The sequence below is a fragment of the Pseudomonas sp. B1(2018) genome (genome assembly GCF_003097365.1).
In the GTDB taxonomy this organism is placed as follows: domain Bacteria; phylum Pseudomonadota; class Gammaproteobacteria; order Pseudomonadales; family Pseudomonadaceae; genus Aquipseudomonas; species Aquipseudomonas laurylsulfatiphila.
The window spans coordinates 50535-75392 of the sequence record NZ_PYUK01000004.1; the positions used below are offsets into that span (position 1 = coordinate 50535).

The following is a 24858-nucleotide window of genomic DNA, read 5'->3' on the forward strand; positions in this document are numbered from 1 at the left end:
GGTTGGCCGACTCTCTGTCGTCGACCCGTCACGGAGTGGAATCGCGTCTTTTTTCAGCGCGCACCTGGACCATGCCTTGGTCTTTGGCCTGAGCATTGCTCGGGGGGAATCCTTTCCCAAGTCATGATGAATCGGCCAGTATTTGGCGATCTTTAATCAAAAGGAGGCTAAATGATGTCAACACTACCTTCGCTGGGGTTTGCCGGGATCGGCCTGATGGGGTTGCCGATGTGCCGGCGACTGCTGGCCGCGGGGTATCCGCTGGCGGTATGGAATCGCAATCCGGACAAGTGCAAACCTCTGGTCGAGGCTGGCGCACGCCAGGTCGCCAGCCCGGCCGAACTGTGCCAGCACGCTGACGTGGTGATGTTGTGCCTGGCGGATACGGCGGTCGTGCGCGAGGTAGTGTTTGGTCCGGCGGGCATTGTCGAGGGGGCAAGAAAAGGCCAGCTGCTGGTGGACTTTTCCAGCCTGGAGCCTAACGCCACGCGGGAGATGGCCGCAGACCTCGCCGGCAGAACCGGCATGGGCTGGCTCGACACGCCGGTGTCCGGTGGCGTGGTCGGTGCAGAAGCGGGAAGCCTGGCAATCATGGTCGGCGGTGGCGCACAGGATCTGGAACGGGTCCGGCCTGTCCTGTTGAGCCTGGGGCAACGTGTGACACACATGGGCGGTGTCGGGGCGGGGCAGGTGACCAAGGCGTGCAATCAGATGATCGTTGCCTGCAATGCATTGGTGATCGCCGAAGTGGTCGCGCTGGCGGAGCGTTCCGGGGTTGATGCAAGCCTGATCGCCGAAGCGCTGGCCGGCGGCTTTGCCGATTCCAGGCCCTTGCAGTTCCTGGCCCCGCAGATGGCTGAAAACCGTTTCGAACCGGTCAAGTGGCACGTGCGCACCTTGCTCAAGGATCTGGATGCCGCGGTGAAGTTTTCCCGTGAGCAGGGCTCGTCGACACCGATCACCGGTCTGGCCGCGCAAATGATGCGCCTGCACGGGAGCCAGGGTTTCCTTGAAAAGGACCCGTCTACATTAGTGCAGATGTACCGTGAGCCAGACTCAACGCCGTGACGGTGTAGGTGTGCTTGCGCTGGTTGATTTCGTTCAGCACCGGGAGTAACTCGGTCAGTGGCACTGGCCGACTGAGCAAATAGCCCTGAACGAAGTCACAGCCATGCTCTTCCAGGAACTGGTATTGCTCGAAGGTCTCGACCCCTTCGGTGACCACTTGCAGTTGCAGGGTATGGGCCATGACGATAATGGCCTGGACAATTTCCATGTCCTGGGTTGCCTTGGGAATGTCCTGAATGAACGAGCGATCGATTTTCAGCGTGTTGAGCGGCAAGCGCTTTAGGTAGGCCAGGGAGGAATAGCCGGTGCCGAAATCATCGATCGACAGCGATACGCCGAGGGCGCGTATCTGCCGCAGCAACACCAGTGTGTTGGCGATATTGCCCATCAAGGCGTTTTCGGTGACTTCCAGTTCCAGCCGATGGGGCTCGACACCGGCGGCCCGTAATGCGTACTCGATCTCATCGGCCAGTTCTTCGCGCGCCAGGTTCAGGGGCGAACAGTTCACGGCGATCTTGAGGTCTTCACAGCCTTGGCGCGACAGCTCGCCCAGATCTTCGCAGGCCTTGCGCAGCACCCAGTTGTCCAGTTCGGCGATCAGGCCATTGGCCTCGGCGATGGCGATAAAGCGATCCGGCGCGAGGAATCCGTGGACCGGGTGTTGCCAGCGGATCAAGGCTTCGAGCTTGCTGACCTGACCCGTCTTGAGGTCATAGATCGGCTGGTAATAGAGCATCAGGCCGGTGTCTTCACGCAGTGCGTGGCGCAACTCTTCTTCCAGTTGCAGCTCGAGGGTGGCGCGGGTTTTCAGGTTGGCACTGAAAAAATTCAACCCGTTGCGGCCGCTGCCCTTGGACTGATACAGCGCGAGGTCGGCGTTCTTCAACAGTTCCTCACACGTCTTGCCGTCTTCCGGAAACAGGCTGATACCGATGCTGGTGGTCATCACCATGCGCCGGCCAGCCAGTTCGATGGGCTCCTTCATTTTCAGCATGATGCGTTGGGCCAACTGTCGCGCTTCGTCACGATCATGCAGGTCGATGAGCAGGCAGAACTCGTCGCCACCGAAGCGTGCGACCACATCCTCGTGACTGCGAACCGAGCTCTTGATGTGCGCGGCAAGCACCTTGAGCAGTTCGTCTCCGGCATCGTGGCCAAGGCTGTCGTTGATCCGCTTGAAATGGTCGATGTCCAGGAACAGGACTGCCAGCATCCCGCCTTCGTTGGTTTTCTCGATGAGTTTTTCGGCGAAGATCTGGTTGAACCCGCGACGGTTGATCAGGTTGGTCAGCGCGTCGTAGTGCGCCACCTGCTGCAGCGACATGCGCGCCTGGTCCAGTTGGCTGAGCAGGGAGTTGACCCGCTGCAGGTCGTGGTCCTTGTGTTGCAGTTTCTTGTCCGCCAGTGCCGCGCTGATGCTGCTCCCGATGATCAGCAGGGTCATGACCGTCACGGTCAACGCCAGTTGCATATGGCTGTGTTCGCCGGTTTGCACTGGCAGGCTGTCGTTGGGCAACACCAGATTCAAGGCGGCCATGGCGGTGAGGTGCATGCTGAGGATGCCTGCCCCGAGCAGCAGGCTGGCGCAGTATTTGAAAAGCTGATGCAGCATGCCGGCGCCGTTGCGCAGATACCAGGCCAGCAACAGGGCTGCCAGCGCGGCACCGATCGCGATCGCGATGGAAAGGGCAAACAGGCCCGGATGGTAATAGACCGAAGCGCTGGAGTGCATCGCCGTCATGCCCACGTAATGCATGGTCGCGATACCCAGGCCGATCCCGATCGAAGCCTTGAGGCACTGTCGAAAGCTCAGATCGGGAAGGCTGAGGGTATGCATGGCCAGCCACGCAGCGAGCAGCGCGATGGTTAGCGAGAACACCGTGACGGGCAGTTGGTAGTGAAGGTCGACAGGCGCCTGGAATGCCAGCATCCCGACGAAGTGCATGGCCCAGATACCGCCCGCCAGGCAGCCGCTACCCACCCAGCGCCAGCGCGTTTGGGACGCGGTTTTTTCCGCGTGGGCCACCCGTTCGGCCATGTCCAGTGTCGCGAAACAGCCGACACAGGCGACCAGATAAGCCAGCAGCACCAGAAAAGGGTCATGTGTGCAATTGAGTATGACCTGCCCACTCTCTGGTAGCTCGGTAATGAAATGCAGACCAAGCCACTCCATAGCATGCCCCATCGTTATCCCTCGGGCCGGTGCAAGAGCGCCAGCGAATGTCATGGAGTATAGAGGGCATGGATGGAGCGCAAGCGGTAGTGGCACATTGGTGCCAAATATTTTGACATTAATCTAATAGCGATTGGTGCTATTACTTAGGCGATTTGCTTCTGAGGCGTCTCGAACAGCGGTTGCAGGGCCGGCAAGCCGAAGGCGGCACGGGCTGCGTCGCAATCGGGATTGGCCTGGCCATCAACCCATGAAGCATCGAACTCCCGGCAGGTGCTGGAGCGCTTTTCGTAAATCGAGCACTGCACCGTACTGCCCACCTCTCCAACCAGGCTGGTGCAGCGCACGGGTTTGCAGCCAGTGCCGATCATCGCGACCCGGCTGGGGCTGATCTGCTCGACAAGCTCATCGGGTACCGTCCCCCCGGACGAGGCGCACTCACCCCAGAAAAATGACACGCGAAAATGAGAACAGCAGGCACCGCAATTCAGACACGGACTGGCTTCGGACATGGGCGATTATCGTAAGGAGGAGTGGAGACACAGGGGGGAATCAAGGCCGCTATTCTAGGCTTCGGCAACAGCTTGGGAAGGGGGGGCGAGAGGTATTTTTCATCGGCCGGACGAGCTGCGAAATACCCGGCCTGCGAAAGCTCCCACAGGTTGTGCACCATGGGCAGGTATCAGCCTGGCGAATAATGAAAGACAGGTGTGGCCGGCCTGTCTAGATTGCAAAGTCCGGGGGCAGTGACGCCCCAAAAACAATAAAAGAGACGGACCCATGCAGAACTCGACCCAAGCGGCCAATGCCTGGCGCATCCTGTTCCTGTTGTTCCTGGCCAACCTGTTCAATTTTTTCGACCGCACCATCCCGGCCATCATCATCGAGCCCATTCGCATGGAGTGGCACCTCAGTGATTTCCAGTTGGGGATCATCGGTACGGCATTCACCATCGTCTACGCCATTGCCGGCTTGCCGCTGGGGCGCATGGCCGATACCGGCTCGCGCAGCAAGCTGATGGGCTGGGGACTCGCGGTGTGGAGCGGGTTGACGGCCGTCAACGGCATGGTGGGCAGTTTCTGGAGCTTCCTGATCGTGCGCATGGGCGTCGGCATCGGCGAGGCCAGTTACGCGCCAGCCGCCAACTCGCTGATCGGCGACTTGTTTCCGGCGCACCGCCGGGCACGGGCCATGGGCATCTTCATGCTGGGGCTGCCGTTGGGGCTGTTGCTGGCGTTCTTCACCATCGGTGCGATGGTCAAGGCCTTCGATAGCTGGCGCGCGCCGTTCTTTATCGCGGCGGTGCCCGGGTTGATCCTGGCGATCTTCATGTTTTTCATCAGGGAACCGAAACGCGGCGCCGCCGAGAGCGTTCAGGTGTCGCAGGCAAAGATCGATCGACCGATCCGTCGGGTACTGGCCGTACCAACCTTCCTGTGGCTGGTGATGGCGGGCCTCTGTTTCAACTTCGCCACCTATGCCTGCAATTCGTTTCTGGTGCCGATGCTGCAACGCTACTTCCTCATGCCGTTGCAGGAAGCCGCAGTGGCGACCGGAGTTATTGTCGGTGTGACCGGTTTGGTCGGCCTGACCCTCGGCGGCTGGGTCGCCGACAAGATTCACCAGCGGGTCGCCAACGGGCGGCTATTGTTTGCCGCCTTCAGCCTGGTGATCTCGACGGTCTGCACCGCGTGGGCGCTGCATGCCGGGCGAATCGAGATCGGTGTGTTCGTCGCCGTATTCAGTGTCGGCTGGCTGTTCGCCTACAACTTCTATACCTGCGTTTACACGGCGATTCAGGACGTGGTCGAGCCGCGCTTGCGGGCGACGGCCATGGCGCTGTTCTTCGCCGGGTTGTACCTGTTGGGCGGTGGCCTGGGGCCGGTGGTGGTCGGGGCCTTGTCCGATCACTTCGCCCACACGGCGATGCTCGCCGCCGGCGCCGAGCAGATGACCGAAGCGTTCAAGGCGGTTGGCCTGCATGACGCGATGTACCTGATTCCGGTGGCGCTGTTGCTTACCGTGGTGTTTCTGTTCCTGGCTTCGCAGTGTTTTGTGCGCGATGCCAAGCGGATGAAGGAAGGGTTGGTGGCGGTGGGTGAGCCTGGAGGTTCTGTGGTGACTGCTTAAGATCAAAAGATCGCAGCCTTCGGCAGCTCCTACAGAGGATTAGCGTAGGAGCTGCCGAAGGCTGCGATCTCTTGATTTTGATCCAAAAAAGAAGGCCCGCATCACTGCGGGCCTTCTTTTTATAGCGGTGGAGGAGGGTTGTTAACCCGCCACCAACACCCGAATCGCTTCCAGTCGCAGCGCAGCCTTGTCGAGCATGGCCAGGCCTTGCTCGCGTTGTTTGCGCAGAGCCACCAGTTCGCTGTCGCGCACGGTCGGGTTGACCGCTTGCAAAGCGGTCAGGCGCGCCAGTTCTTCGTCGGTATCGGCGGCCAGGCGACGTTGCGCCTCGGCGACACGTTCAGTGTGGCGCGGCAGGATCTTCGCTTCACCGGCGTTGATCCGTGGCGTCAACTGGTCGCGCTGGGCCTGGATGAACTTGTTGGCGCTGGCACGTGGCACGCTTTCGAGCTGGTCGTTCAGGGTTTCGAACGACACGCGGGCGGACAGGTCGTTGCCGTTGGTATCGAGCAGGCAGCGCAGGGCAGCCGGCGGCAGGTAGCGGCCCAGTTGCAGCGAGCGCGGGGCAACCACTTCGCTGACGTACAGCAGTTCCAGCAACACGGTGCCCGGCTTCAGCGCCTTGTTCTTGATCAGCGCCACGGCGGTGTTGCCCATGGAACCGGACAGCACCAGATCCATGCCGCCCTGCACCATCGGGTGCTCCCAGGTAATGAATTGCATGTCTTCGCGAGACAGCGCCTGGTTGCGGTCGTAAGTAATGGTCACGCCTTCGTCGTCACCCAGCGGGAAGCTGGCGTCGAGCATTTTTTCGCTCGGCTTGAGGATCAGGGCGTTTTCCGAATGGTCTTCGCTGTCGATGCCGAAGGCGTCAAACAGGGTTTCCATGTAGATCGGCAGCGCGAACTGGTCGTCCTGCTCAAGGATATCTTCCACCAGTGCATCGCCTTCGCCCGCACCACCGGAGTTCAGCTCCAGCAAACGGTCACGGCCGGTGTGCAGCTCGGCTTCCAGGCGCTCACGCTCGGTGCGGGCTTCGTCGATCAGCGCTTGCCACTCGCCATCGTCGGCTTCTTCGAGCAGCGGCAGCAGGCGCGGGCCGAACTGGTGCTGCAAGGCGTTGCCGGTCGGGCAGGTGTTGAGGAATGCGTTCAGCGCTTCGTGGTACCACTGGAACAGGCGCTCTTGCGGGCTGGTTTCCAGGTACGGCACGTGCAGTTCGATGATGTGCTTCTGGCCGATCCGGTCCAGTCGACCGATACGTTGTTCCAGCAGGTCCGGGTGGGACGGCAGGTCGAACAGCACCAGGTGATGGGAGAACTGGAAGTTGCGGCCTTCACTGCCGATTTCCGAGCAGATCAGCACTTGCGCGCCAAACTCTTCGTCGGCGAAGTAGGCGGCGGCGCGGTCACGCTCGAGGATGTTCATGCCTTCATGGAACACCGTGGCCGGGATGCCGGAACGCACGCGCAGGGCGTCTTCCAGGTCCATGGCGGTTTCGGCGTGGGCGCAGATCACCAGCACTTTGGTGCGCTTGAGCATCTTCAACTGATCGATCAGCCACTCGACCCGCGGATCGAATTTCCACCAGCGCACTTCTTCGCTGGCGTCCGGCTGGGCCTGGAAGCTGACTTCCGGGTACAGCTCGGCGTGATCGCCCAGCGGCAGTTCGAGGTATTCGTCCGGGCACGGCAGCGGGTACGGGTGCAACTTGCGTTCCGGGAAGCCTTGCACGGCGGCGCGGGTGTTGCGGAACAGCACGCGGCCGGTGCCGTGACGGTCGAGCAATTCGCGCACCAGGCGCGCGCTGGCTTCGGTGTCGCCATCGTTGACGGCGGCCAACAGGGCTTCGCCTTCGTTGCCGAGGAAACCGTGGATGGTCTTGTGGGCTTGCGGCGACAGGCGTCCCTGATCCAGCAACTCCTGAACGGCTTCGGCTACCGGGCGATAGTTTTCGCTCTCGGCGCGGAAGGCTTGCAAGTCATGGAAACGGTTCGGGTCGAGCAGGCGCAGACGGGCGAAGTGGCTGTCCTGGCCCAGTTGTTCCGGGGTGGCGGTCAGCAGCAGGACGCCGGGGATGGTTTCGGCGAGTTGTTCGACCAGCGAGTATTCAGGGCTCACCTGGTCTTCGTGCCACACCAGGTGGTGCGCCTCGTCGACCACCATCAAATCCCAGCCCGCCGCGAACAGTGCGTCCTGGGCTTTCTCGTCGTCCACCAGCCACTCAAGCGCTACCAGCGCGAGTTGGGTGTCTTCGAACGGGTTGCTGGCATCGCTTTCGATGAAGCGCTCTTCGTCGAACAGCGCGACCTGCAGGTTGAAGCGGCGACGCATCTCGACCAGCCACTGGTGCTGCAGGTTCTCCGGAACCAGGATCAGCACACGGCTGGCGCGGCCCGAAAGCAACTGGCGATGGATCACCAGGCCGGCTTCGATGGTTTTACCCAGGCCCACTTCGTCGGCCAGCAGAACCCGCGGCGCGATACGGTCGGCGACTTCGCGGGCAATGTGCAACTGGTGCGCGATCGGTTGCGCACGCACGCCGCCCAGGCCCCAGAGAGAGGACTGCAACTGGCGACTGGTGTGTTCCAGGGTGTGATAACGCAGGGAGAACCAGGCCAGCGGGTCGATCTGGCCGGCGAACAGACGGTCGCTGGCCAGGCGGAACTGGATGAAGTTCGACAGTTGGGTTTCCGGCAGGGTGACCACTTCGTTCTGCCCGTTGAGGCCGTGGTAAACCAGCAGGCCATCGATGTCATCGACTTCGCGGACGGTCAGCTTCCAGCCTTCGAAGTGAGTGATGGAGTCACCCGGCGAAAATCGCACGCGGGTCAGAGGCGCATTCCGTAGCGCGTACTGGCGGGTGTCGCCAGTGGCCGGGTAGAGCACGGTCAACAAGCGGCCGTCCTGTGCCAGAACGGTGCCTAAACCCAGCTCGGCTTCGCTGTCACTGATCCAGCGTTGCCCCGGTTGATACTGCTGCGCCATGCTGCCTGACTCCCACCTTGAAAAAGCCGGCTATCTTAACGGAATGAGGGCTTCAGGGCCAAAGGACTCTCAGAAAAACTCACAGTCAAACGTTAGCCCACCTGTGCATGACGCGCCGCTCAGTGCACTAATGAGTGCCAATTGGGTCACAGTTTGCGACCGATGGCTCAAGTCGCCATCCCCGCAGCCGAAACCTTGCTGACAGGAGACTGAAAACCATGCTGCCACCGATGCTCCCCTTGAGTGCCGTGCCGATCACTTCACAGACTGATCCGATCCGCCAGCGCCCGGATATTCCACCGGTGGTGCCGGTGCAGGAAAGCTCCAGTGAAAGCACCATCGACCTGCAAAAGCGCAATCCTGAAGAGGACGGGCTGTTGCTGCGCGAGGAGCAGCGCCGCAGGCAGGAGCAGGAACGGCGTCGCCACGAGGCTGATCATGATCCCGAGGCGCACCTGGCGATTCCCGGGGATGAACTCAATGCCGACAACACAGTGCCGGTGGCGCCGTTGATGGAAGATCAACCGCGGCAGGGGCTGTGGGTCGACATCGAGATTTGAGCACACGGCTGGTCAGCGCGGTCGTCAGGCCGCATTATTGGCGCAGGGTTGCCGAACGCCACGGCGGCTGAAACTCATTTCAAGCGATGCACTGACTGCCATGAGCCAAGACGACAAATTGATTGACCTCAACGCGGAACGCGCCAAGCGTGTTCATGACCTCAATGACAAACGGCTCAATGAAGTTCGCCAGGCGTTCGAACAAGCCATGCCGTTGGGCAAGGTAAAGAAAAAGCCGAAAAACAAACCGAAAAAACGCTGATCCTCCCCCCGCATTCATTGATGCGGGTCAAACTTTCCCCTTCCTCTTGCCCAGTCTCGGGCGACATTGATCCCGGTCAATATTCTCTCCTGCCCGTTTGGTTAACTTGGCTCTATCGCAACAGGGCAAGTGCAGGAGACGCGTCATGTTTTTCGACAACGTGGTGATCGCCGGAGTGCTGACTGTCAGCCTCATGTTTGTGTTTTTTGCAGGGTTCGGACTTTTTATCTGGAAGGATTCGCACAAGCGGAAGTAACCGTAGTTCTTTCCGGATGTAATGAGCACGCAAGGCATTTTGGGCAACTTCGGTTGCCCTTTTTTTTGCCTGTAAAACTCTATCGATACACGCAAACCCTGTGGGAGCGAGCTTGCTCGCGATGAGGCCATAACATTCAGCATCTATATTGACTGCAAGGCCGCTATCGCGAGCAAGCTCGCTCCCACAATGATTTGTGGTGTGGCGACAATTATGGCAATAAAAAAGGCGCGTTCCTTGCGGAACGCGCCTTTTTTGGTTTGGCTGCCTGTCAGCTGCCAAGCGCCTTCGAAGCGAGCCAGAACAACCCGGCCGACAGGGCCACGGTGGCTGGCAGGGTCAATACCCAGGCCATCAGGATGGTTCTGACGGTGCCGCCTTGCAGGCCGCTTTTATTGGCGACCATGGTGCCCGCCACGCCCGAGGACAGCACGTGGGTGGTGGAAACCGGCAGGCTGAAGATGTTCGCCAGGCCGATCAGGCTGGCGGTGGTGATCTGCGCCGACATACCTTGAGAGTACGTCATGCCTTGCTTGCCGATCTTCTCGCCAATGGTCAGTACCACGCGTTTCCAGCCAACCATGGTGCCCAGGCCCAGGGCCAGCGCCACTGCCAGAATCACCCAGAACGGGGCATATTCAGTGGTAGTGGTCAGGTCTTTGCGCAGCTTGTCCAGGTCCGCCTTTTCACGGGCGCCGAGGGTTGGCAATTTGCTGACCTTCTTCGCCGTGTCGTCGAGGCATAGCAGGTAACGACGTACTTCGATGCGGCTTTCCGACGGCAGCGAGTGGTAGTCGGCTACACCCTTGAGGGTACCGAGCAGGGCGGTGATGGTCGGTTCGGTCTGTTGCGGGTTGCAACGGAATTTCTCCGGCAGATCGCCTTCCACGCTCTTGCCCAGGGCCAGGAACTCGCCCAGGGTTTCCGAGTTGCGCTGGTAGAACTGGCTCAGGTGCAGCGTGGCGTCGCGGGTGCGCTCGATCTGATAGGTCGTGCTGTTCAGGTCGAGGACGAACTGCGCCGGCACGATACCGATCAGGACCAGCATGATCAGGCCGATACCTTTCTGGCCATCGTTGGAACCGTGCACGAAACTCACGGCCATGGCCGAGATCACCAGTACCAGGCGATTCCAGAACGGCGGATGCTTCTTGTCGTCGATCTTGCGGCGCTGTTCCGGTGTCTTGTGCATCTTCGACAGTGGACGCCACCATTTAAGGCCGATCAGGATCAACGCGGCGATCAGGAAACCTGCCATTGGCGAGAACACCAGTGACATGGCGATATCGATCGCCTTTTGCCAGTTCACGCCGTCGGCCAACGGAATATCGTTGATCAGGGCATTGGCCAGGCCGACACCGAGGATCGAACCGATCAGCGTGTGGGAACTGGAAGCGGGAATACCGAAGTACCAGGTGCCCAGGTTCCAGGTAATGGCGGCGGCGAGCAACGAGAACACCATGGCCAGTCCGTGACCGGTGTTCACATTGATCAGCAGTTCTACCGGCAGCAGGTGGACGATGGCATACGCCACGCCGACCCCGCCCAGCAGCACGCCGAGGAAGTTGAACACTCCTGAGAAAAACACCGCCAGGTGAGGCGGCATGGCTTTGGTGTAGATAACGGTGGCCACCGCGTTAGCAGTGTCATGAAAGCCGTTGATGAACTCGAAGGCGAGGACAAAGGCCAGGGCGAGCAAGAGGCTCACAAGCACCCAAGCATCCAGTCCGCTGAATAAATCGATCATGAAGGTTTTCTGACCCGGTCATAAGGGGGCGCGATTATGCCAGAAAAGACTGCTAATCAATGCACTAGCTGCTCATCGGTAACATTCTTCAACGAATTTTTTTGCCGCGGCACCCAAAGCCCAAGGGTTTTGCTGTGTTTTTTAACTTGTTGATTTTTCTTGAAAAGATCGCCGCGGCAAGGGATTCGCACCGCTGAAGGATGGGGTCGAATGCCTGTAAGAAATATCTGAGAAATACGTCAGATATCAAAATCTGCCTTCATCCGGGGAGGGCAGTGGCCGCAGCCCGCTCGTAGCGGGCGCGCAAGGCGACCTCTCTACATCCCGCTTTTAACAGGTGCAGAGCCAGATCCTTGTAAGGTTCAGGCCGAAGCAGTCATGGCTCTTCGGCTTTGAGTTCCTTTTCCATCTTTTCAAGTTCTTGCTGGAAAACCTGATCCTGAACGGTGGCGCGTTTACGCCAGGGTTTACGTTCCGGTTCGGGTTGAGCGGCGTAAGTGGTGACTTCTCCGCCGTAAACTTCCTTGTAGCGTTGTTCCTGGCGCTCTAGTTCCGCGCGCAGTTCGTCTTTCGTCACAGTGCTACCTGATTGAGTTGGGATAAATTCTGGTGAAAACGCGCTGCATCAAATCGATTGATCACGTCCGTCGAATGGGCAATGCCCGTCAAGACATCGTTTTGGCGACAACCGGGATCAATACTTCCATGTCACAGGCGGCCACGGCACCAGAGATAAACAGCTGACGTAGCTTCAGTTTCCTGTTTCAGCAAGCGCACTGGCAAGGCAGTGCAATGCAGTTCTGGCGCTTGCAACGGGCAACGGAGATGGAACATCGCATTGCCGGGTAGCAGGTCCGGCAAGTAAAAAAACCGGAGTGCTACTGAATTGTATTATAGCGGCCTATTTGAAGAACACTATCTCCAAAGAGTTAAAAGCCGGTCTTGGGGGCGCAGTTTTGTTGTGCGGAATTTTACGTTCTACTAGAACGTCGACTGATCCTGATTGCTGCGATGCCTTTCTGACGCCATTAAGTCGAACAAGTTACGGTATTTAGAATGCCTCATTAATTCCTGGGTCGATCGGCTGTAAACGAGTTGGTGATCCAGCGAAAAACCGGACATCAGCGGACGGGCTGATTGGCACGGCTGATTGCGATTATCGGTCGAGCGTTCGATAATCGCCCGGAGTTGACGGGCCGGGCTTGAGCGTCAGGCGGTAGCCCTTTGTAATAGTCGCTGATCCGAGTGGGTAAAAGGACCTTGTATGAACGATCAAATGCGCAATTCCTTCGCTTCAGTGGCTCCCCCCATCGTTGCCTCGCCGGCCAAACGGATCCAGGCACTGACCGGCGACCCGGATTTCATGACGTCCCTGGCCCGTGGCCTGGCTGTGGTGCAAGCGTTCCAGGAACGCAAACGGCACCTGACCATCGCCCAGATCAGCCACCGCACGGAAATTCCCCGCGCCGCCGTGCGCCGTTGCCTGCACACCCTGATCAAACTCGGCTACGCCACCACCGACGGCCGCACCTACTCGTTGCTGCCCAAAGTGCTGACCCTCGGCCATGCCTATGTGTCATCAACGCCGCTGGCGGTTTCCGCCCAGCCTTACCTGGACCGCATGAGCGAACAGCTGCACGAGGCCTGCAACATGGCCACGCTGGAAGGTGACGACATTCTGTACATCGCCCGCTCCGCGACCACCCAGCGCCTGATTTCGGTGGACCTGTCGGTGGGTGGGCGCCTGCCGGCCTATTGCACGTCAATGGGGCGGATCCTGCTGGCTGCACTGGATGACACGTCGCTGGGCGAATACCTGGAGCACGCCGAACTGCAGGCCAAGACGAGTCGCACGATTCACACCCCCGAGGCATTGCTCGAATGCCTGCAAGAGGTCCGACAGCAAGGCTGGTGCATTGTCGACCAGGAACTTGAGCAGGGACTGCGCTCAATTGCCGTCCCGGTGTACGACGCCTCCGGCCAGGTGGTCGCGGCCCTCAATGTCAGCACCCACGCCGGGCGAGTCAGTCGTAACGAGCTGGAACAACGCTTCTTGCCTGGCCTGCTGAGTGCCAGCCGCGACCTCAGTAGCCAACTGTTTACCTAAGCTGTTCGATAAACGCACAGAGTTACGTTTGGCGAATTGACGCTGTTTCCTGTGGGTCATTACTGTCGCGTCTGCGTCAGCCCCGGCTGGCCCCTTTCGACTGTGATCCACGGAATAAAAATAATGAACCAGCCCCAGTCTGCTGTAGGAAACTGCCTTGACGTGCAGTCCTTCATCAATGCTCAGCCCATTTCGCGCTACCAGTGGCGGGTAGTCATCCTGTGTTTCCTGATTGTCTTTCTCGACGGCCTCGATACCGCGGCCATGGGATTCATTGCGCCGGCTCTGTCGCAGGATTGGGGAATCGATCGCGCCAGCCTCGGTCCGGTGATGAGCGCGGCTCTGATCGGCATGGTCTTTGGTGCTCTGGGCTCCGGGCCATTGGCTGACCGCTTTGGACGAAAAGTCGTACTGGTCGGGGCGGTGTTGTTGTTCGGTGCCTTCAGCCTGGCTTCGGCCTACAGCACCAACGTCGAGCAATTGCTGGTGTTGCGCTTTTTAACCGGGCTGGGCCTGGGCGCCGGCATGCCGAACGCCACGACCCTGCTGTCGGAGTACACCCCGGAGCGCAAGAAGTCCTTGCTGGTGACCAGCATGTTCTGCGGTTTCAACCTCGGCATGGCCGGCGGCGGCTTTATCTCGGCCAAGCTCATTCCGGCCTTTGGCTGGCACAGCCTGTTGCTGATCGGCGGAGTCCTGCCGCTGATCCTCGCCGTCGTATTACTGTTCTGGCTGCCGGAGTCGGCGCGTTACCTGGTGGTGCGTAACCGCGGTACGGACAAGGTACGCAAGACACTGGCGCCGATTGACCCGACGGTGGTGGCCCAGGCGTCCAGCTTCAGCGTGCCGGAACAGAAGACCGTGAAGGCGCGCAATGTGTTTGCGGTGATCTTTTCCGGCACCTACAGCGTCGGCACCTTGCTGCTGTGGCTGACCTACTTCATGGGCCTGGTGATCGTCTACCTGCTGACCAGCTGGCTGCCGACGCTGATGCGCGACAGTGGCGCGAGCATGGAACAGGCCGCTTTCATCGGCGCGTTGTTCCAGTTCGGTGGCGTGCTGAGTGCGGTGGGCGTGGGCTGGGCGATGGACCGGTTCAATCCGCACAAGGTCATCGGCATTTTCTACCTGCTGGCCGGGGTGTTTGCCTACGCGGTGGGGCAGAGCCTGGGCAACATCACAATACTGGCGACGCTGGTGCTGGTGGCGGGGATGTGTGTCAACGGTGCGCAATCGGCGATGCCGTCACTGGCGGCACGTTTTTACCCGACTCAGGGGCGGGCCACCGGTGTGTCGTGGATGCTCGGGATCGGCCGCTTCGGCGCCATCCTCGGGGCGTGGATGGGCGCGACCCTGCTGGGGCTGGGCTGGAACTTCGAGCAAGTGCTGACGGCACTGGTGATTCCGGCGGCGCTGGCGACCACAGCCGTCGTGATCAAGGGCATGGTCAGTCATGCGGATGCGACCTGATTCGGCGTTGAAATAGGGGTGTAGCCAGAAAAGATCGCAGCCTGCGGCAGCTCCTACAGGGGAATTCATACACCTGTAGGAGCTGCCGCAGGCTGCGATCTTTTGGGGGGCACCGATAAAGATAGTCAGGCAACAATATGTTCGATTATCGAACGGTTAGTCGATTATCGGATTGTTTGACGTTTTACACAGGCTTAACCTTCAGTCATCCCGGCGCTGCGCATCGGCGCCTTCTTCCACTGTCGGTTAACAACAAACGGGAGCCTGCCCCAATGGCTGAAATTCTTTCGCTGCACGACGCGGTGAAGCAATTCGTGAACGACGGCGATACGGTCGCGCTCGAAGGCTTCACCCACCTGATCCCGACGGCCGCGGGTCACGAAATCATTCGCCAGGGCAAGAAAGACCTGACCCTGGTGCGGATGACCCCTGACCTGATCTACGACCAGTTGATTGGTGCCGGTTGTGCCCGCAAGCTGATTTTCTCCTGGGGTGGCAACCCCGGTGTCGGCTCCCTGCATCGCCTGCGTGACGCCGTCGAGAAGCAGTGGCCGCACCCGCTGGAAATCGAAGAACACAGCCATGCCGACCTGGCCAATGCCTACGTCGCCGGCGCTTCCGGCTTGCCATTCGCGGTGCTGCGAGCCTACGCCGGTTCCGACCTGCCGAAGGTCAACCCGCTGATCAAGTCCGTTACCTGCCCGTTCACCGGTGAAGTGCTGGCCGCCGTACCTTCGGTGCGTCCGGACATCACCGTGATCCATGCGCAGAAAGCCGACCGCAAAGGCAACGTGCTGCTCTGGGGCATTCTCGGCGTGCAGAAAGAAGCCGCACTGGCCGCCAAGCGTTGCATCGTCACCGTTGAAGAGATCGTCGACGACCTGAATGCACCGATGAACGCCTGCGTGTTGCCGACCTGGGCCTTGAGCGCGGTTTGCCATGTGCCTGGTGGTGCGCATCCGTCCTACGCCCACGGTTACACCGAACGCGACAACCGCTTCTATCAGGCCTGGGACCCGATTGCCCGCGACCGTGAAACCTTCACCGCGTGGATCAACGAATACATCCACGGCAGCGCTGACTTCAGCGAGTTCCAGGCCAAACTGGCCGCCGCTTCGGAGGCGAAGTAATGACTTACACCACCAATGAAATGATGACCGTCGCCGCCGCTCGCCGCCTGAAGAACGGTTCGGTGTGCTTCGTGGGCATCGGCCTGCCATCGAAAGCGGCCAACCTGGCGCGCCTGACGTCTTCGCCTGATGTGGTATTGATCTACGAATCGGGTCCGATCGGTGCCAAGCCGAGCGTATTGCCGCTGTCGATCGGTGACGGTGAATTGGCGGAAACCGCCGACACCGTGGTCCCGACCGGCGAGATTTTCCGCTACTGGCTGCAGGGCGGGCGCATCGACGTCGGTTTCCTCGGCGCGGCGCAGGTCGATCGCTTCGGCAACATCAACACCACCGTGGTCGGCGATTACCACGCACCGAAAGTGCGTCTGCCGGGTGCCGGTGGCGCGCCGGAGATTGCCGGTTCCGCCAAGAGCGTGTTGATTATCCTCAAGCAGTCGGCGCGCTCCTTTGTCGACAAACTCGACTTCATTACCTCGGTCGGCCACGGCGAGGGCGGTGATTCGCGCAAGCGTCTCGGCCTGCCTGGCGCTGGTCCGGTCGGCATCATTACAGACCTGTGCATCATGGAGCCGGAAGCGGGCACCCATGAGTTCGTGGTCACTGCACTGCACCCGGGCGTGACCCGCGAGCAAGTGGTCGCCGCCACCGGTTGGGCGATTCGCTTTGCCGACAGCGTTGCAACCACCGCCGAGCCGACCGACGTCGAACTGACCGCGCTGCGCGATCTCGAAGCCCGTACTGCAGCGGCCCACGGCCAAGCCCCCGGAGAAGCGTGATGCGTGACGTTTATATCTGCGACGCGATTCGTACCCCCATCGGCCGTTTCGGCGGTGGTCTGTCGACGGTGCGTGCCGACGACCTGGCCGCCGTGCCGATCAAGGCCTTGATGGAGCGCAACCCGTCGGTGGACTGGAGCGCCGTGGACGAGGTGTTCCTCGGCTGCGCCAACCAGGCCGGCGAAGACAACCGCAACGTTGCGCGCATGGCGCTGCTGTTGGCGGGGCTTCCGGAAACCATTCCCGGCGTGACCCTCAACCGCCTTTGCGCTTCGGGCATGGATGCCATCGGCACCGCGTTCCGCGCCATCGCCAGCGGCGAGATGGAGCTGGCGATTGCCGGCGGCGTCGAGTCGATGTCCCGTGCGCCGTTCGTGATGGGCAAGGCCGACGCGGCGTTCTCGCGCAACATGAAACTCGAAGACACCACCATCGGCTGGCGCTTCATCAACCCGTTGATGAAAGCCCAGTACGGCGTGGACGCGATGCCGCAGACCGCTGACAACGTGGCCGACGATTACAAAGTCTCCCGCGAAGATCAGGACGCCTTTGCCCTGCGCAGCCAGCAGCGCACTGCCGTCGCGCAAGCCGCCGGGTTCTTTGCCGAAGAAATCGTCGAAGTGCGGATTGCCCACAAGAAAGGCGAGACCGTGGTCAGCCAGGACGAGCACCCTCGCGCCGACACCACCCTGGAAGCCCTGACAAAACTGAAACCGGTCAACGGCCCGGACAAAACCGTCACCGCCGGCAATGCCTCGGGTGTGAACGACGGTGCCGCCGCGTTGATCCTGGCCTCGGCCGAAGCCGTGAAGAAACACGGTCTGACCGCCCGCGCCAAAGTGCTGGGCATGGCCAGCGCCGGTGTTGCACCGCGGGTGATGGGCATCGGCCCGGTGCCGGCGGTGCGCAAACTGACCGAGCGCCTCGGCGTGGCAGTAAGCGATTTCGACGTGATCGAACTCAACGAAGCCTTCGCCAGCCAGGGCCTGGCGGTGCTGCGTGAACTGGGGATCGCCGACGATGCCGCCCAGGTCAACCCGAACGGTGGCGCGATTGCCCTGGGCCATCCGTTGGGCATGAGCGGTGCGCGTCTGGTGCTGACGGCGTTGCATCAGCTGGAAAAAACCGGTGGCAAGAAAGGTCTGGCGACCATGTGCGTCGGTGTCGGCCAGGGCCTGGCTTTGGCAATCGAACGGGTCTGACACACCCTGTCGGCTAACAAGAACTGAGGAAAGAGTAATGACTGACAAGCCTGGTTACCGTCGCCCGCAGGAGGGTACTCAACCGGAGTACCTGCACCCGACCTATCAATCCACCAACCTGCGCTCGCCGTCCAAGCCGTTGGTGTTTCTGCCCCATTCGTTGTCGGAAATCACCGGGCCAACCGTCGGCGCCGAGCGCGTCAACGAGAAGGACAATGACCTCACCGCTCAGCACGAAGGTCAGCCACAGGGTGAGCGCATCATCATCCACGGCCGCGTGCTGGACGAAAACGGTCTGCCGGTTCCGGGGATTCTGGTGGAGATCTGGCAAGCCAACGCTGCCGGTCGCTATGCCCATGCCCGTGACCTGCACGACGCGCCGCTGGACCCGAACTTCACTGGCACGGGTCGTACGGTGACCGACGCCGATGGCTGGTATCAGTTCCAGACCATCAAGCCCGGTGCGTATCCGTGGGGCAACCACCACAACGCCTGGCGCCCGGCGCACATCCATTTCTCGTTGTTCGGGCCGAGCATCCTGACGCGCCTGGTGACGCAAATGTATTTTCCGGGCGACCCGCTGCTGGCGTATGACCCGATCTACAACTGCGTGCCCGATACCCGCGCCAAAGAGCGCTTGATCGCCTCGTTCGACCTGGAAAAAACCATCCCGTCCTATGCCCTCGGTTATCGCTGGGACATCGTTTTGCGCGGCCGCGACGCCACGCCGATGGAGAAATAAGATGACGCTGACTGCGACCACGTCCCACACCGTCGGGCCGTACTACCACATCGGCCTGACCTGGCTGAACCGCGAAGACCTGACCGTCGAACAAACCCTGGGCGAGCGCGTGGCGATCACCGGGCAAGTACTCGACGGCAATGGCGACATCGTCAACGACGCGATGCTGGAAGTCTGGCAGGCCAATGCCGCGGGCAAGTATGACCATCCGGAGGACGACCAGGAAAAACCCCTGGACCCGAATTTCGAAGGCTTTGGCCGGGTGCCGGTGGATGCCGAAGGGCGTTTTCGTTTCACCACCATCAAGCCGGGAACGGTCGAGGGGCTCAAAGGCACGACTCAGGCACCGCACCTGGTGGTACTGGTGTTTGCCCGTGGTCTGGTGAAGCACCTGCTGACACGGATCTACTTTGATGGAGAGGCGGCCAACGTCAACGATCCGTTGCTGGAGTGCGTGCCGGCCGAGCGTCGCGGTACCTTGCTGGCCAGGAAGGATGCGTCGGGTGTTTATCAGTGGAATGTGATTCTGCAAGGCACTGATGCGGAGACGGTGTTCTTCGATTATTAAGACCCAGATCAAAAGATCGCAGCCCATGCCTTTGTAGGAGCTGCCGTAGGCTGCGATCTTTTGTGTGGAACGGGACTGTTGCAAAGTATGTCTAGACTCTCACTGTCCCCATTGAGTAGAAAACAATGACAACGACCACCGCTACACAACCGCTATACACCGGTGAGGAGCGCAGCAAGCGGATCTTCGCCATTGTCGGTGCCTCGTCCGGTAATCTGGTCGAATGGTTCGACTTTTACGTCTACGCCTTCAGTGCGCTTTATTTCGCGCCGGCCTTTTTCCCCTCCGACAACCCCACGGTGCAGTTGGTCAATACCGCAGGCGTGTTTGCCGCCGGGTTCCTGATGCGACCGATCGGTGGCTGGATTTTCGGTCGGTTGGCAGACAAGCACGGGCGCAAGAATTCGATGTTGATCTCGATTCTGATGATGTGTTTCGGCTCGTTGCTTATCGCTTGCCTGCCGACCTACAGCAGCATCGGGATCTGGGCGCCAGTCCTGTTGCTGTTTGCGCGTTTGCTCCAGGGCCTGTCGGTAGGTGGCGAGTACGGCACCACCGCCACCTACATGAGTGAAGTCGCCCTCAAGGGGCAGCGCGGTTTCTTCGCATCCTTCCAGTACGTAACGCTGATTGGCGGGCAACTGCTGGCGGTATTGGTGGTAGTGATCCTGCAACAGTTCCTCAGTGAAGAGGAGTTGCGTGCCTACGGTTGGCGGATTCCCTTCGTGGTTGGTGCCATGGCGGCGCTGGTTTCGCTGTATCTGCGTCGTTCGCTGAAAGAAACCTCCAGCAAGGAAATGCGCGAAAACAAGGACGCCGGCAGCATCGGCGCGCTGTTTCGTGACCATAAGGCTGCGTTCATCACCGTACTCGGCTACACCGCCGGTGGCTCGCTGATTTTCTACACCTTCACCACGTACATGCAGAAGTACCTGGTGAACACCGCCGGCATGCCGGCCAAGACCGCCAGCTACATCATGACCGGCGCGCTGTTCCTCTACATGTGCATGCAACCGGTTTTCGGCATGCTCGCCGACAAGATCGGGCGGCGTAACTCGATGCTCTGGTTCGGCGCCCTCGGCACGCTGTGCACGGTGCCGATCCTGTTGAGCCTGAAAAGTGTCAGCAGTCCGTTCCTGGCCTTTGTGCTGATTACCCTGGCGCTGGCAATCGTCAGTTTCTACACCTCGATCAGTGGCCTGGTGAAAGCCGAGATGTTTCCGCCGGAGGTGCGTGCATTGGGTGTCGGCCTGGCGTATGCGGTGGCGAATGCGATCTTCGGTGGTTCGGCGGAATATGTGGCCTTGAGCCTCAAGGCCGTGGGCATGGAAAACTCCTTCTACTGGTATGTAACGGTGATGATGGCGATAGCCTTCCTGTTCAGCCTGCGTCTGCCGAAACAGGCGAAGTATCTGCATCACGATCTTTGATCTTCTTGCGCGGGCCGCAAAGGCCCGCGCCTTCAGGAACTGTTTATGAACCAGCGACCGGGCAATCAATTGTTCGATGCCTATTTCACTGCCCGCGATATGCGTGACGTGTTCTGCGATCAGGGCCGGGTCCAGGCCATGCTCGATTTCGAAGCGGCACTGGCCCGGGCCGAAGCGCGGGTCGGGTTGATTCCGACAAGTGCTGTCGCGCCGATTCAAGCGGCTTGCAGCGCCGGGCTCTACGACTTTGCGGCGTTGGGCGAGGCGATTGCCACGGCGGGTAACTCGGCGATTCCGTTGGTCAAGGCGCTGGGCAAGCAGATCGCTGCGCAGAATGCCGAGGCCGAGCGTTACGTGCATTTGGGCGCGACCAGCCAGGATGTGATGGACAGCGGCCTGGTGCTGCAATTGCGTCGTGCGCTGGAGTTGATCGAAAGCGATCTGGCGCAACTTGGGCAAACCCTTGCGACGCAGGCCGAACGATATGTGGCTACGCCATTGGCCGGGCGCACCTGGTTGCAGCATGCGACGCCGGTGACCCTCGGCATGAAAATCGCCGGTTGGCTGGGCGCCGTGACCCGCAGTCGCCAGCGCCTGGCCGAATTGAAACCGCGTCTGCTGGTGCTGCAATTCGGCGGTGCGTCCGGCACCCTCGCGGCACTTGGCGAGCAGGCCATGCCGATTGCCCAGGCGCTGGCCGAAGAGCTGCAACTGACCTTGCCCGAGCAACCGTGGCACACCCAGCGCGATCGTGTGGTGGAGTTCGGCGCGGTGCTCGGGTTGATCGCCGGCAGTCTCGGCAAGCTCGGTCGCGACGTCAGCCTGCTGATGCAAACCGAAGCCGCCGAAGTGTTCGAACCTTCGGCGCCGGGCAAGGGCGGTTCCTCGACCATGCCGCACAAGCGCAATCCGGTGGGCGCGGCGGTGTTGATCGGCGCGGCGACGCGTGTACCCGGTTTGCTCTCGACACTCTTCAGCGCCTTGCCCCAGGAACACGAGCGCAGTCTTGGCCTGTGGCATGCCGAGTGGGAAACCCTGCCGGAGATTTGCTGCCTGGTGTCGGGCAGCCTGCAGCAAGCGTTGCTGATCACCCAGGGGCTGGAAGTGGATGCCGGGCGCATGGCGCACAACCTCGATCTGACCCAGGGCCTGGTGCTCGCCGAAGCGGTGAGTATTGTCCTCGCCCAACGGGTTGGCCGCGATACCGCACACCATCTGCTCGAACGCTGCTGCAAACGCGCGGTGGCCGAACAGCGTCACCTGCGTGCGGTGCTTGGCGATGAACCGCAAGTGACCGCCGAACTGTCGGCGGCTGAACTCGATCATCTGCTGGACCCTGCCCATTACCTCGGCCAGGCCCAAACCTGGGTCGAGCGGGCGGTGGCCGAACATTCTGCATTGACTGCCTGAAGGAGAATTGCTGTGGCTTTTGTACAACTCGCCGAGGGCGAACTGCATTACCAACTGGATGGACCGGTCGATGCGCCGGTGCTGGTGCTGTCCAACTCCTTGGGCACCGACCTGCACATGTGGGACGCGCAAATCCCGGCGTTCTCCGAGCATTTTCGCGTGTTGCGTTTTGACACTCGCGGTCATGGCCAGTCATTGGTGACCCCGGGACCTTACAGCATCGAGCAACTGGGCCGCGACGTGCTCGCCTTGCTGGATGCCTTGCACATCGAGCGCGCGCATTTCTGCGGCTTGTCCATGGGCGGGCTGATTGGCCAGTGGCTGGGGATCAATGCCGGCGAGCGCCTGAACAAGCTGATCGTGTGCAACACCGCGGCGAAAATCGGCGATCCGTCAGTGTGGAACCCGCGTATCGAAATGGTCCTGCGTGATGGTCAGGCGGCCATGGTTGCCTTGCGCGATGCCTCGATTGCCCGCTGGTTCACTCCGGACTTCTCCGCCGCCAACCCGGCGGCGGCCAAGCAGATTACCGACATGCTCGCGGCCACTTCGCCCGAAGGCTATGCGGCCAATTGCGCGGCGGTGCGTGATGCCGATTTCCGCGAGCGGTTGTCCTCGATCAAGGCGCCGTTGCTGGTGATTGCCGGGACCGAAGATGCGGTGACGCCGCCATCCGGTGGGCATTTCATTCAGGAGCATGTGCGCGGGGCCGAGTACGCCGAGTTCTACGCCGCGCATTTGTCCAACGTCCAGGCAGGCGATGCGTTCAGCGAGCGCGTGCTGGCGTTTCTGTCGGCTGATTGAGGGGATTCTCGTGGACGAAAAACAACGTTATGACGAGGGTATGAAGGTCCGTCGCGCGGTCCTTGGAGACGCGCATGTCGACCGCAGCCTGACGACCCTGACCGAGTTCAACTCGGAGTTTCAGGAGATGATTACCCGCCACGCCTGGGGCGACATCTGGACCCGTCCGGGCCTGCCGCGCCATACCCGCAGCCTGATCACCATCGCCATGCTGATCGGCATGAACCGCGAGGGCGAACTCAAACTGCACCTGCGCGCCGCCGCCAACAACGGCGTGAGCCGTGGCGAGATCAAGGAAGTGATCATGCAGAGCGCCATCTACTGCGGCATTCCGGCGGCCAATGCGACCTTCCACCTGGCCGAGTCGGTGTGGGATGAGTTGGGGGTCGAGTCGCGGGAATAGGTCAGGGCTTAAAAAGATCGCAGCCTGCGGCAGCTCCTACAGGAGGGTGTGAACCCCTGTAGGAGCACCGCAGGCTGCGATCTTTTGATTTTACAGCAGGCTGATCGGATAGCTGATGATCAACCGGTTCTCATCGAACTCGTTGTTGCTGTAATCCCGGCGCATGGTCGAGTTGCGCCATTTCAGATTCAGGTCTTTCAGCACGCCGCTCTGCACGGTGTAGCCCAGTTCCGATTCACGTCCCCATTCCTTGCCGTCGGTGATGCTGCCGGTGTGCACATTGTCGCCGCTGATATAGCGGTTCATCAGGGTCAGGCCCGGTACGCCGAGGGCGACGAAGTTGTAGTCGTGGCGCACCTGCCAGGATCTCTCCCGGGCATTATCGTAGCTGGAGTTGTAGCTGTCGTTGGCCAGGGTGCCGCCGCTGGTGCCGTTGACCCGCATCCAGGCGCTGTCGCCGGTGAGTTTCTGCAGGCCGACGTAGAAGGTGTGGCCGCCGTATTTGGCCGAGAACAACCCGTACAGGGTTTTGTTGTCCAGCTCACCGGCCCGGGCGCTGCCGTCATCCTTGCCGTAGAAGAAACCCAGGTTGGCGCCCAGGGTCCAGTCGCCGACGGGCTGGCTGTGGATCAGGTTGACGAACTGTTGGCTGTAGATGTCCTTGAGCTCGGCGTTCCACAGACCAATCTGGGTGCGCTTTTCATTGAACACGTACTCGCCGCCCTCAAAGTTGAAACGATCGGAGGTGAACGCGGCTTTGCCGGTCATCGACATGTCGCTCATGCTGCTGTCGTCGCGCGGGCTGTTGGCGCGGAACTGGCCGCCGTACAACGTTAGTCCGTTGATTTCTTTCGAGGTGATCTGACCGCCACGGAAGGTTTGCGGCAATGAGCGACCGTCGTCCGAACGCAGGATTGGCAGCACCGGCATCCATTCCCCAACCTTGACTTCGGTCTGCGACAGCTTCGCCTTGAGCGCCACGTTGGTGCGGCCGAAGTTGTCTGCAGGGCGGCCGTCATGGTCCAGCGGCAGCAGTTGCGTCCCGCCAGTGCCTTTGCCGCCATCGAGTTTTACCGAGTACAAACCCAGCACATCCATGCCGAACCCGACGGTGCCCTGGGTGAACCCGGACTTGGCGTCGAGGATGAAACTTTGCGTCCACTCCTCAGCCTTGCCCTGGGCCTTGGTCGGGTTGGTGAAGTTGCGATTGATGTAGAAGTTGCGCAGGTTCAGGTTGACCTTGGCGCCCTCCACAAAGCCCGACTCCTCGGCGCTGGCGGGCAGGGCCGCGCAGGCCAGGGCAATGGCGATCAGGCTGGGAACGAAGTACGGCGCGGGAGAAGGCGTCATGGGCTCGGGTCTCACTAATTCTTGGGGATGAAACGGGGTGATGCCGCAACCCGGGGGTTGCAGACGAACAGTCGAAATCATGAAAAGCGAAGCGGATCAGCCGGGGAGGGCAGGGCGCGGGGGCATGGTGTCGAACCTGTTGTTATTGGTTTTGTGGTTCGGATGGTGCGTGGAATGTACTGGATGGTTCAATCGTAAAAAGCGGGTTTTGGGCGATTATCGAACATTAGATTGACTGTGATTATTGTGCTGTTCTTGCGCGCCTCATCGCTGGCAAGC

22 protein-coding genes are annotated in these 24858 nt (G+C 60.7%); 16 read left to right on the forward strand and 6 right to left on the reverse strand.

The window, feature by feature from the left end:
• The first annotated feature begins 171 nt into the window (after positions 1–171).
• Complete coding sequence (locus C9422_RS07270; protein ID WP_116580163.1) at positions 172–1068, forward strand: NAD(P)-dependent oxidoreductase; 897 nt, start codon at positions 172–174, stop codon at positions 1066–1068.
• Here the strand turns inward: C9422_RS07270 and C9422_RS07275 are convergent.
• On the reverse strand, positions 1025–3241 hold the full coding sequence (locus C9422_RS07275) for a bifunctional diguanylate cyclase/phosphodiesterase (protein ID WP_305887998.1): 2217 nt from the start codon (positions 3239–3241) through the stop codon (positions 1025–1027). The genes C9422_RS07270 and C9422_RS07275 overlap by 44 nt on opposite strands.
• Positions 3242–3387: 146 nt before the next feature.
• Positions 3388–3753, reverse strand: a complete 366-nt coding sequence (locus C9422_RS07280) for a YkgJ family cysteine cluster protein (RefSeq protein ID WP_116580165.1) — start codon at positions 3751–3753, stop codon at positions 3388–3390.
• 268 nt (positions 3754–4021) lie between these two features.
• On the opposite strand from C9422_RS07280, the gene C9422_RS07285 reads away from it, so the two are divergent.
• The gene (locus tag C9422_RS07285) at positions 4022–5371 is read left to right on the forward strand and encodes an MFS transporter (protein ID WP_116580166.1); all 1350 of its coding nucleotides are present in this window, start codon (positions 4022–4024) and stop codon (positions 5369–5371) included.
• A 141-nt stretch (positions 5372–5512) separates the two neighbouring features.
• Here C9422_RS07285 and rapA read toward each other — a convergent pair whose 3' ends face one another.
• Positions 5513–8359, reverse strand: a complete 2847-nt coding sequence (rapA, locus tag C9422_RS07290; protein WP_116580167.1) for an RNA polymerase-associated protein RapA — start codon at positions 8357–8359, stop codon at positions 5513–5515.
• 218 nt (positions 8360–8577) lie between these two features.
• Here rapA and C9422_RS07295 point away from each other — a divergent pair, with 218 nt between their 5' ends.
• From C9422_RS07295 to ccoM, 3 genes are all read left to right on the forward strand, one after another.
• Entirely contained in the window at positions 8578–8919 is a 342-nt protein-coding gene (locus tag C9422_RS07295) for an aspartate-semialdehyde dehydrogenase (RefSeq protein WP_116580168.1), read from the forward strand.
• Between the two features lie 100 nt (positions 8920–9019).
• Positions 9020–9181 carry a hypothetical protein gene (locus tag C9422_RS32165; RefSeq protein ID WP_086776977.1) on the forward strand — a complete coding sequence of 54 codons (162 nt, stop codon included), beginning with the start codon at positions 9020–9022 and terminating at the stop codon, positions 9179–9181.
• A gap of 145 nt (positions 9182–9326) precedes the next feature.
• On the forward strand, positions 9327–9437 hold the full coding sequence (ccoM, locus tag C9422_RS32770) for a cytochrome c oxidase subunit CcoM (RefSeq protein WP_007976669.1): 111 nt from the start codon (positions 9327–9329) through the stop codon (positions 9435–9437).
• A gap of 271 nt (positions 9438–9708) precedes the next feature.
• On the opposite strand, the gene C9422_RS07305 is transcribed toward ccoM, so the two are convergent.
• Entirely contained in the window at positions 9709–11184 is a 1476-nt protein-coding gene (locus C9422_RS07305) for an inorganic phosphate transporter (RefSeq protein ID WP_007976671.1), read from the reverse strand.
• Between the two features lie 376 nt (positions 11185–11560).
• On the reverse strand, positions 11561–11761 hold the full coding sequence (locus tag C9422_RS07310) for a hypothetical protein (RefSeq protein ID WP_007976673.1): 201 nt from the start codon (positions 11759–11761) through the stop codon (positions 11561–11563).
• 687 nt (positions 11762–12448) lie between these two features.
• Between C9422_RS07310 and pcaR the strand changes: the two genes are divergently transcribed.
• The 11 genes from pcaR (at position 12449) to pcaC (ending at position 23229) form a co-directional block, all read left to right on the forward strand.
• Positions 12449–13291: a pca regulon transcriptional regulator PcaR gene (pcaR, locus tag C9422_RS07315; protein ID WP_007976676.1), complete on the forward strand. Its 843-nt coding sequence runs from the start codon at positions 12449–12451 to the stop codon at positions 13289–13291.
• A 123-nt stretch (positions 13292–13414) separates the two neighbouring features.
• Positions 13415–14761, forward strand: a complete 1347-nt coding sequence (locus C9422_RS07320) for an MFS transporter (protein WP_116580169.1) — start codon at positions 13415–13417, stop codon at positions 14759–14761.
• A gap of 272 nt (positions 14762–15033) precedes the next feature.
• On the forward strand, positions 15034–15891 hold the full coding sequence (locus C9422_RS07325) for a CoA transferase subunit A (RefSeq protein WP_007976681.1): 858 nt from the start codon (positions 15034–15036) through the stop codon (positions 15889–15891).
• Positions 15891–16670, forward strand: coding sequence for a CoA-transferase subunit beta (locus C9422_RS07330; RefSeq protein ID WP_007976682.1), 780 nt, complete (start codon positions 15891–15893; stop codon positions 16668–16670). Before C9422_RS07325 ends, C9422_RS07330 begins: the two co-directional genes overlap by 1 nt.
• Complete coding sequence (pcaF, locus tag C9422_RS07335; RefSeq protein ID WP_178082415.1) at positions 16667–17872, forward strand: 3-oxoadipyl-CoA thiolase; 1206 nt, start codon at positions 16667–16669, stop codon at positions 17870–17872. Before C9422_RS07330 ends, pcaF begins: the two co-directional genes overlap by 4 nt.
• 37 nt (positions 17873–17909) lie before the next feature.
• Positions 17910–18614 carry a protocatechuate 3,4-dioxygenase subunit beta gene (gene pcaH, locus C9422_RS07340; RefSeq protein WP_007976686.1) on the forward strand — a complete coding sequence of 235 codons (705 nt, stop codon included), beginning with the start codon at positions 17910–17912 and terminating at the stop codon, positions 18612–18614.
• A 1-nt stretch (position 18615) separates the two neighbouring features.
• Complete coding sequence (gene pcaG / locus C9422_RS07345) at positions 18616–19182, forward strand: protocatechuate 3,4-dioxygenase subunit alpha (RefSeq protein WP_007976688.1); 567 nt, start codon at positions 18616–18618, stop codon at positions 19180–19182.
• Positions 19183–19307: 125 nt separating this feature from the next.
• Positions 19308–20612 carry an MFS family transporter gene (locus C9422_RS07350; protein WP_116580171.1) on the forward strand — a complete coding sequence of 435 codons (1305 nt, stop codon included), beginning with the start codon at positions 19308–19310 and terminating at the stop codon, positions 20610–20612.
• A gap of 45 nt (positions 20613–20657) precedes the next feature.
• Complete coding sequence (locus tag C9422_RS07355) at positions 20658–22022, forward strand: 3-carboxy-cis,cis-muconate cycloisomerase (protein WP_116580172.1); 1365 nt, start codon at positions 20658–20660, stop codon at positions 22020–22022.
• Between the two features lie 12 nt (positions 22023–22034).
• Positions 22035–22826, forward strand: a complete 792-nt coding sequence (pcaD, locus tag C9422_RS07360) for a 3-oxoadipate enol-lactonase (RefSeq protein ID WP_116580173.1) — start codon at positions 22035–22037, stop codon at positions 22824–22826.
• Positions 22827–22836: 10 nt separating this feature from the next.
• Positions 22837–23229, forward strand: coding sequence for a 4-carboxymuconolactone decarboxylase (pcaC, locus tag C9422_RS07365; protein WP_007976697.1), 393 nt, complete (start codon positions 22837–22839; stop codon positions 23227–23229).
• Between the two features lie 90 nt (positions 23230–23319).
• Here pcaC and C9422_RS07370 read toward each other — a convergent pair whose 3' ends face one another.
• Positions 23320–24579: an OprD family porin gene (locus tag C9422_RS07370; RefSeq protein ID WP_116580174.1), complete on the reverse strand. Its 1260-nt coding sequence runs from the start codon at positions 24577–24579 to the stop codon at positions 23320–23322.
• Positions 24580–24858: the final 279 nt, after the last annotated feature.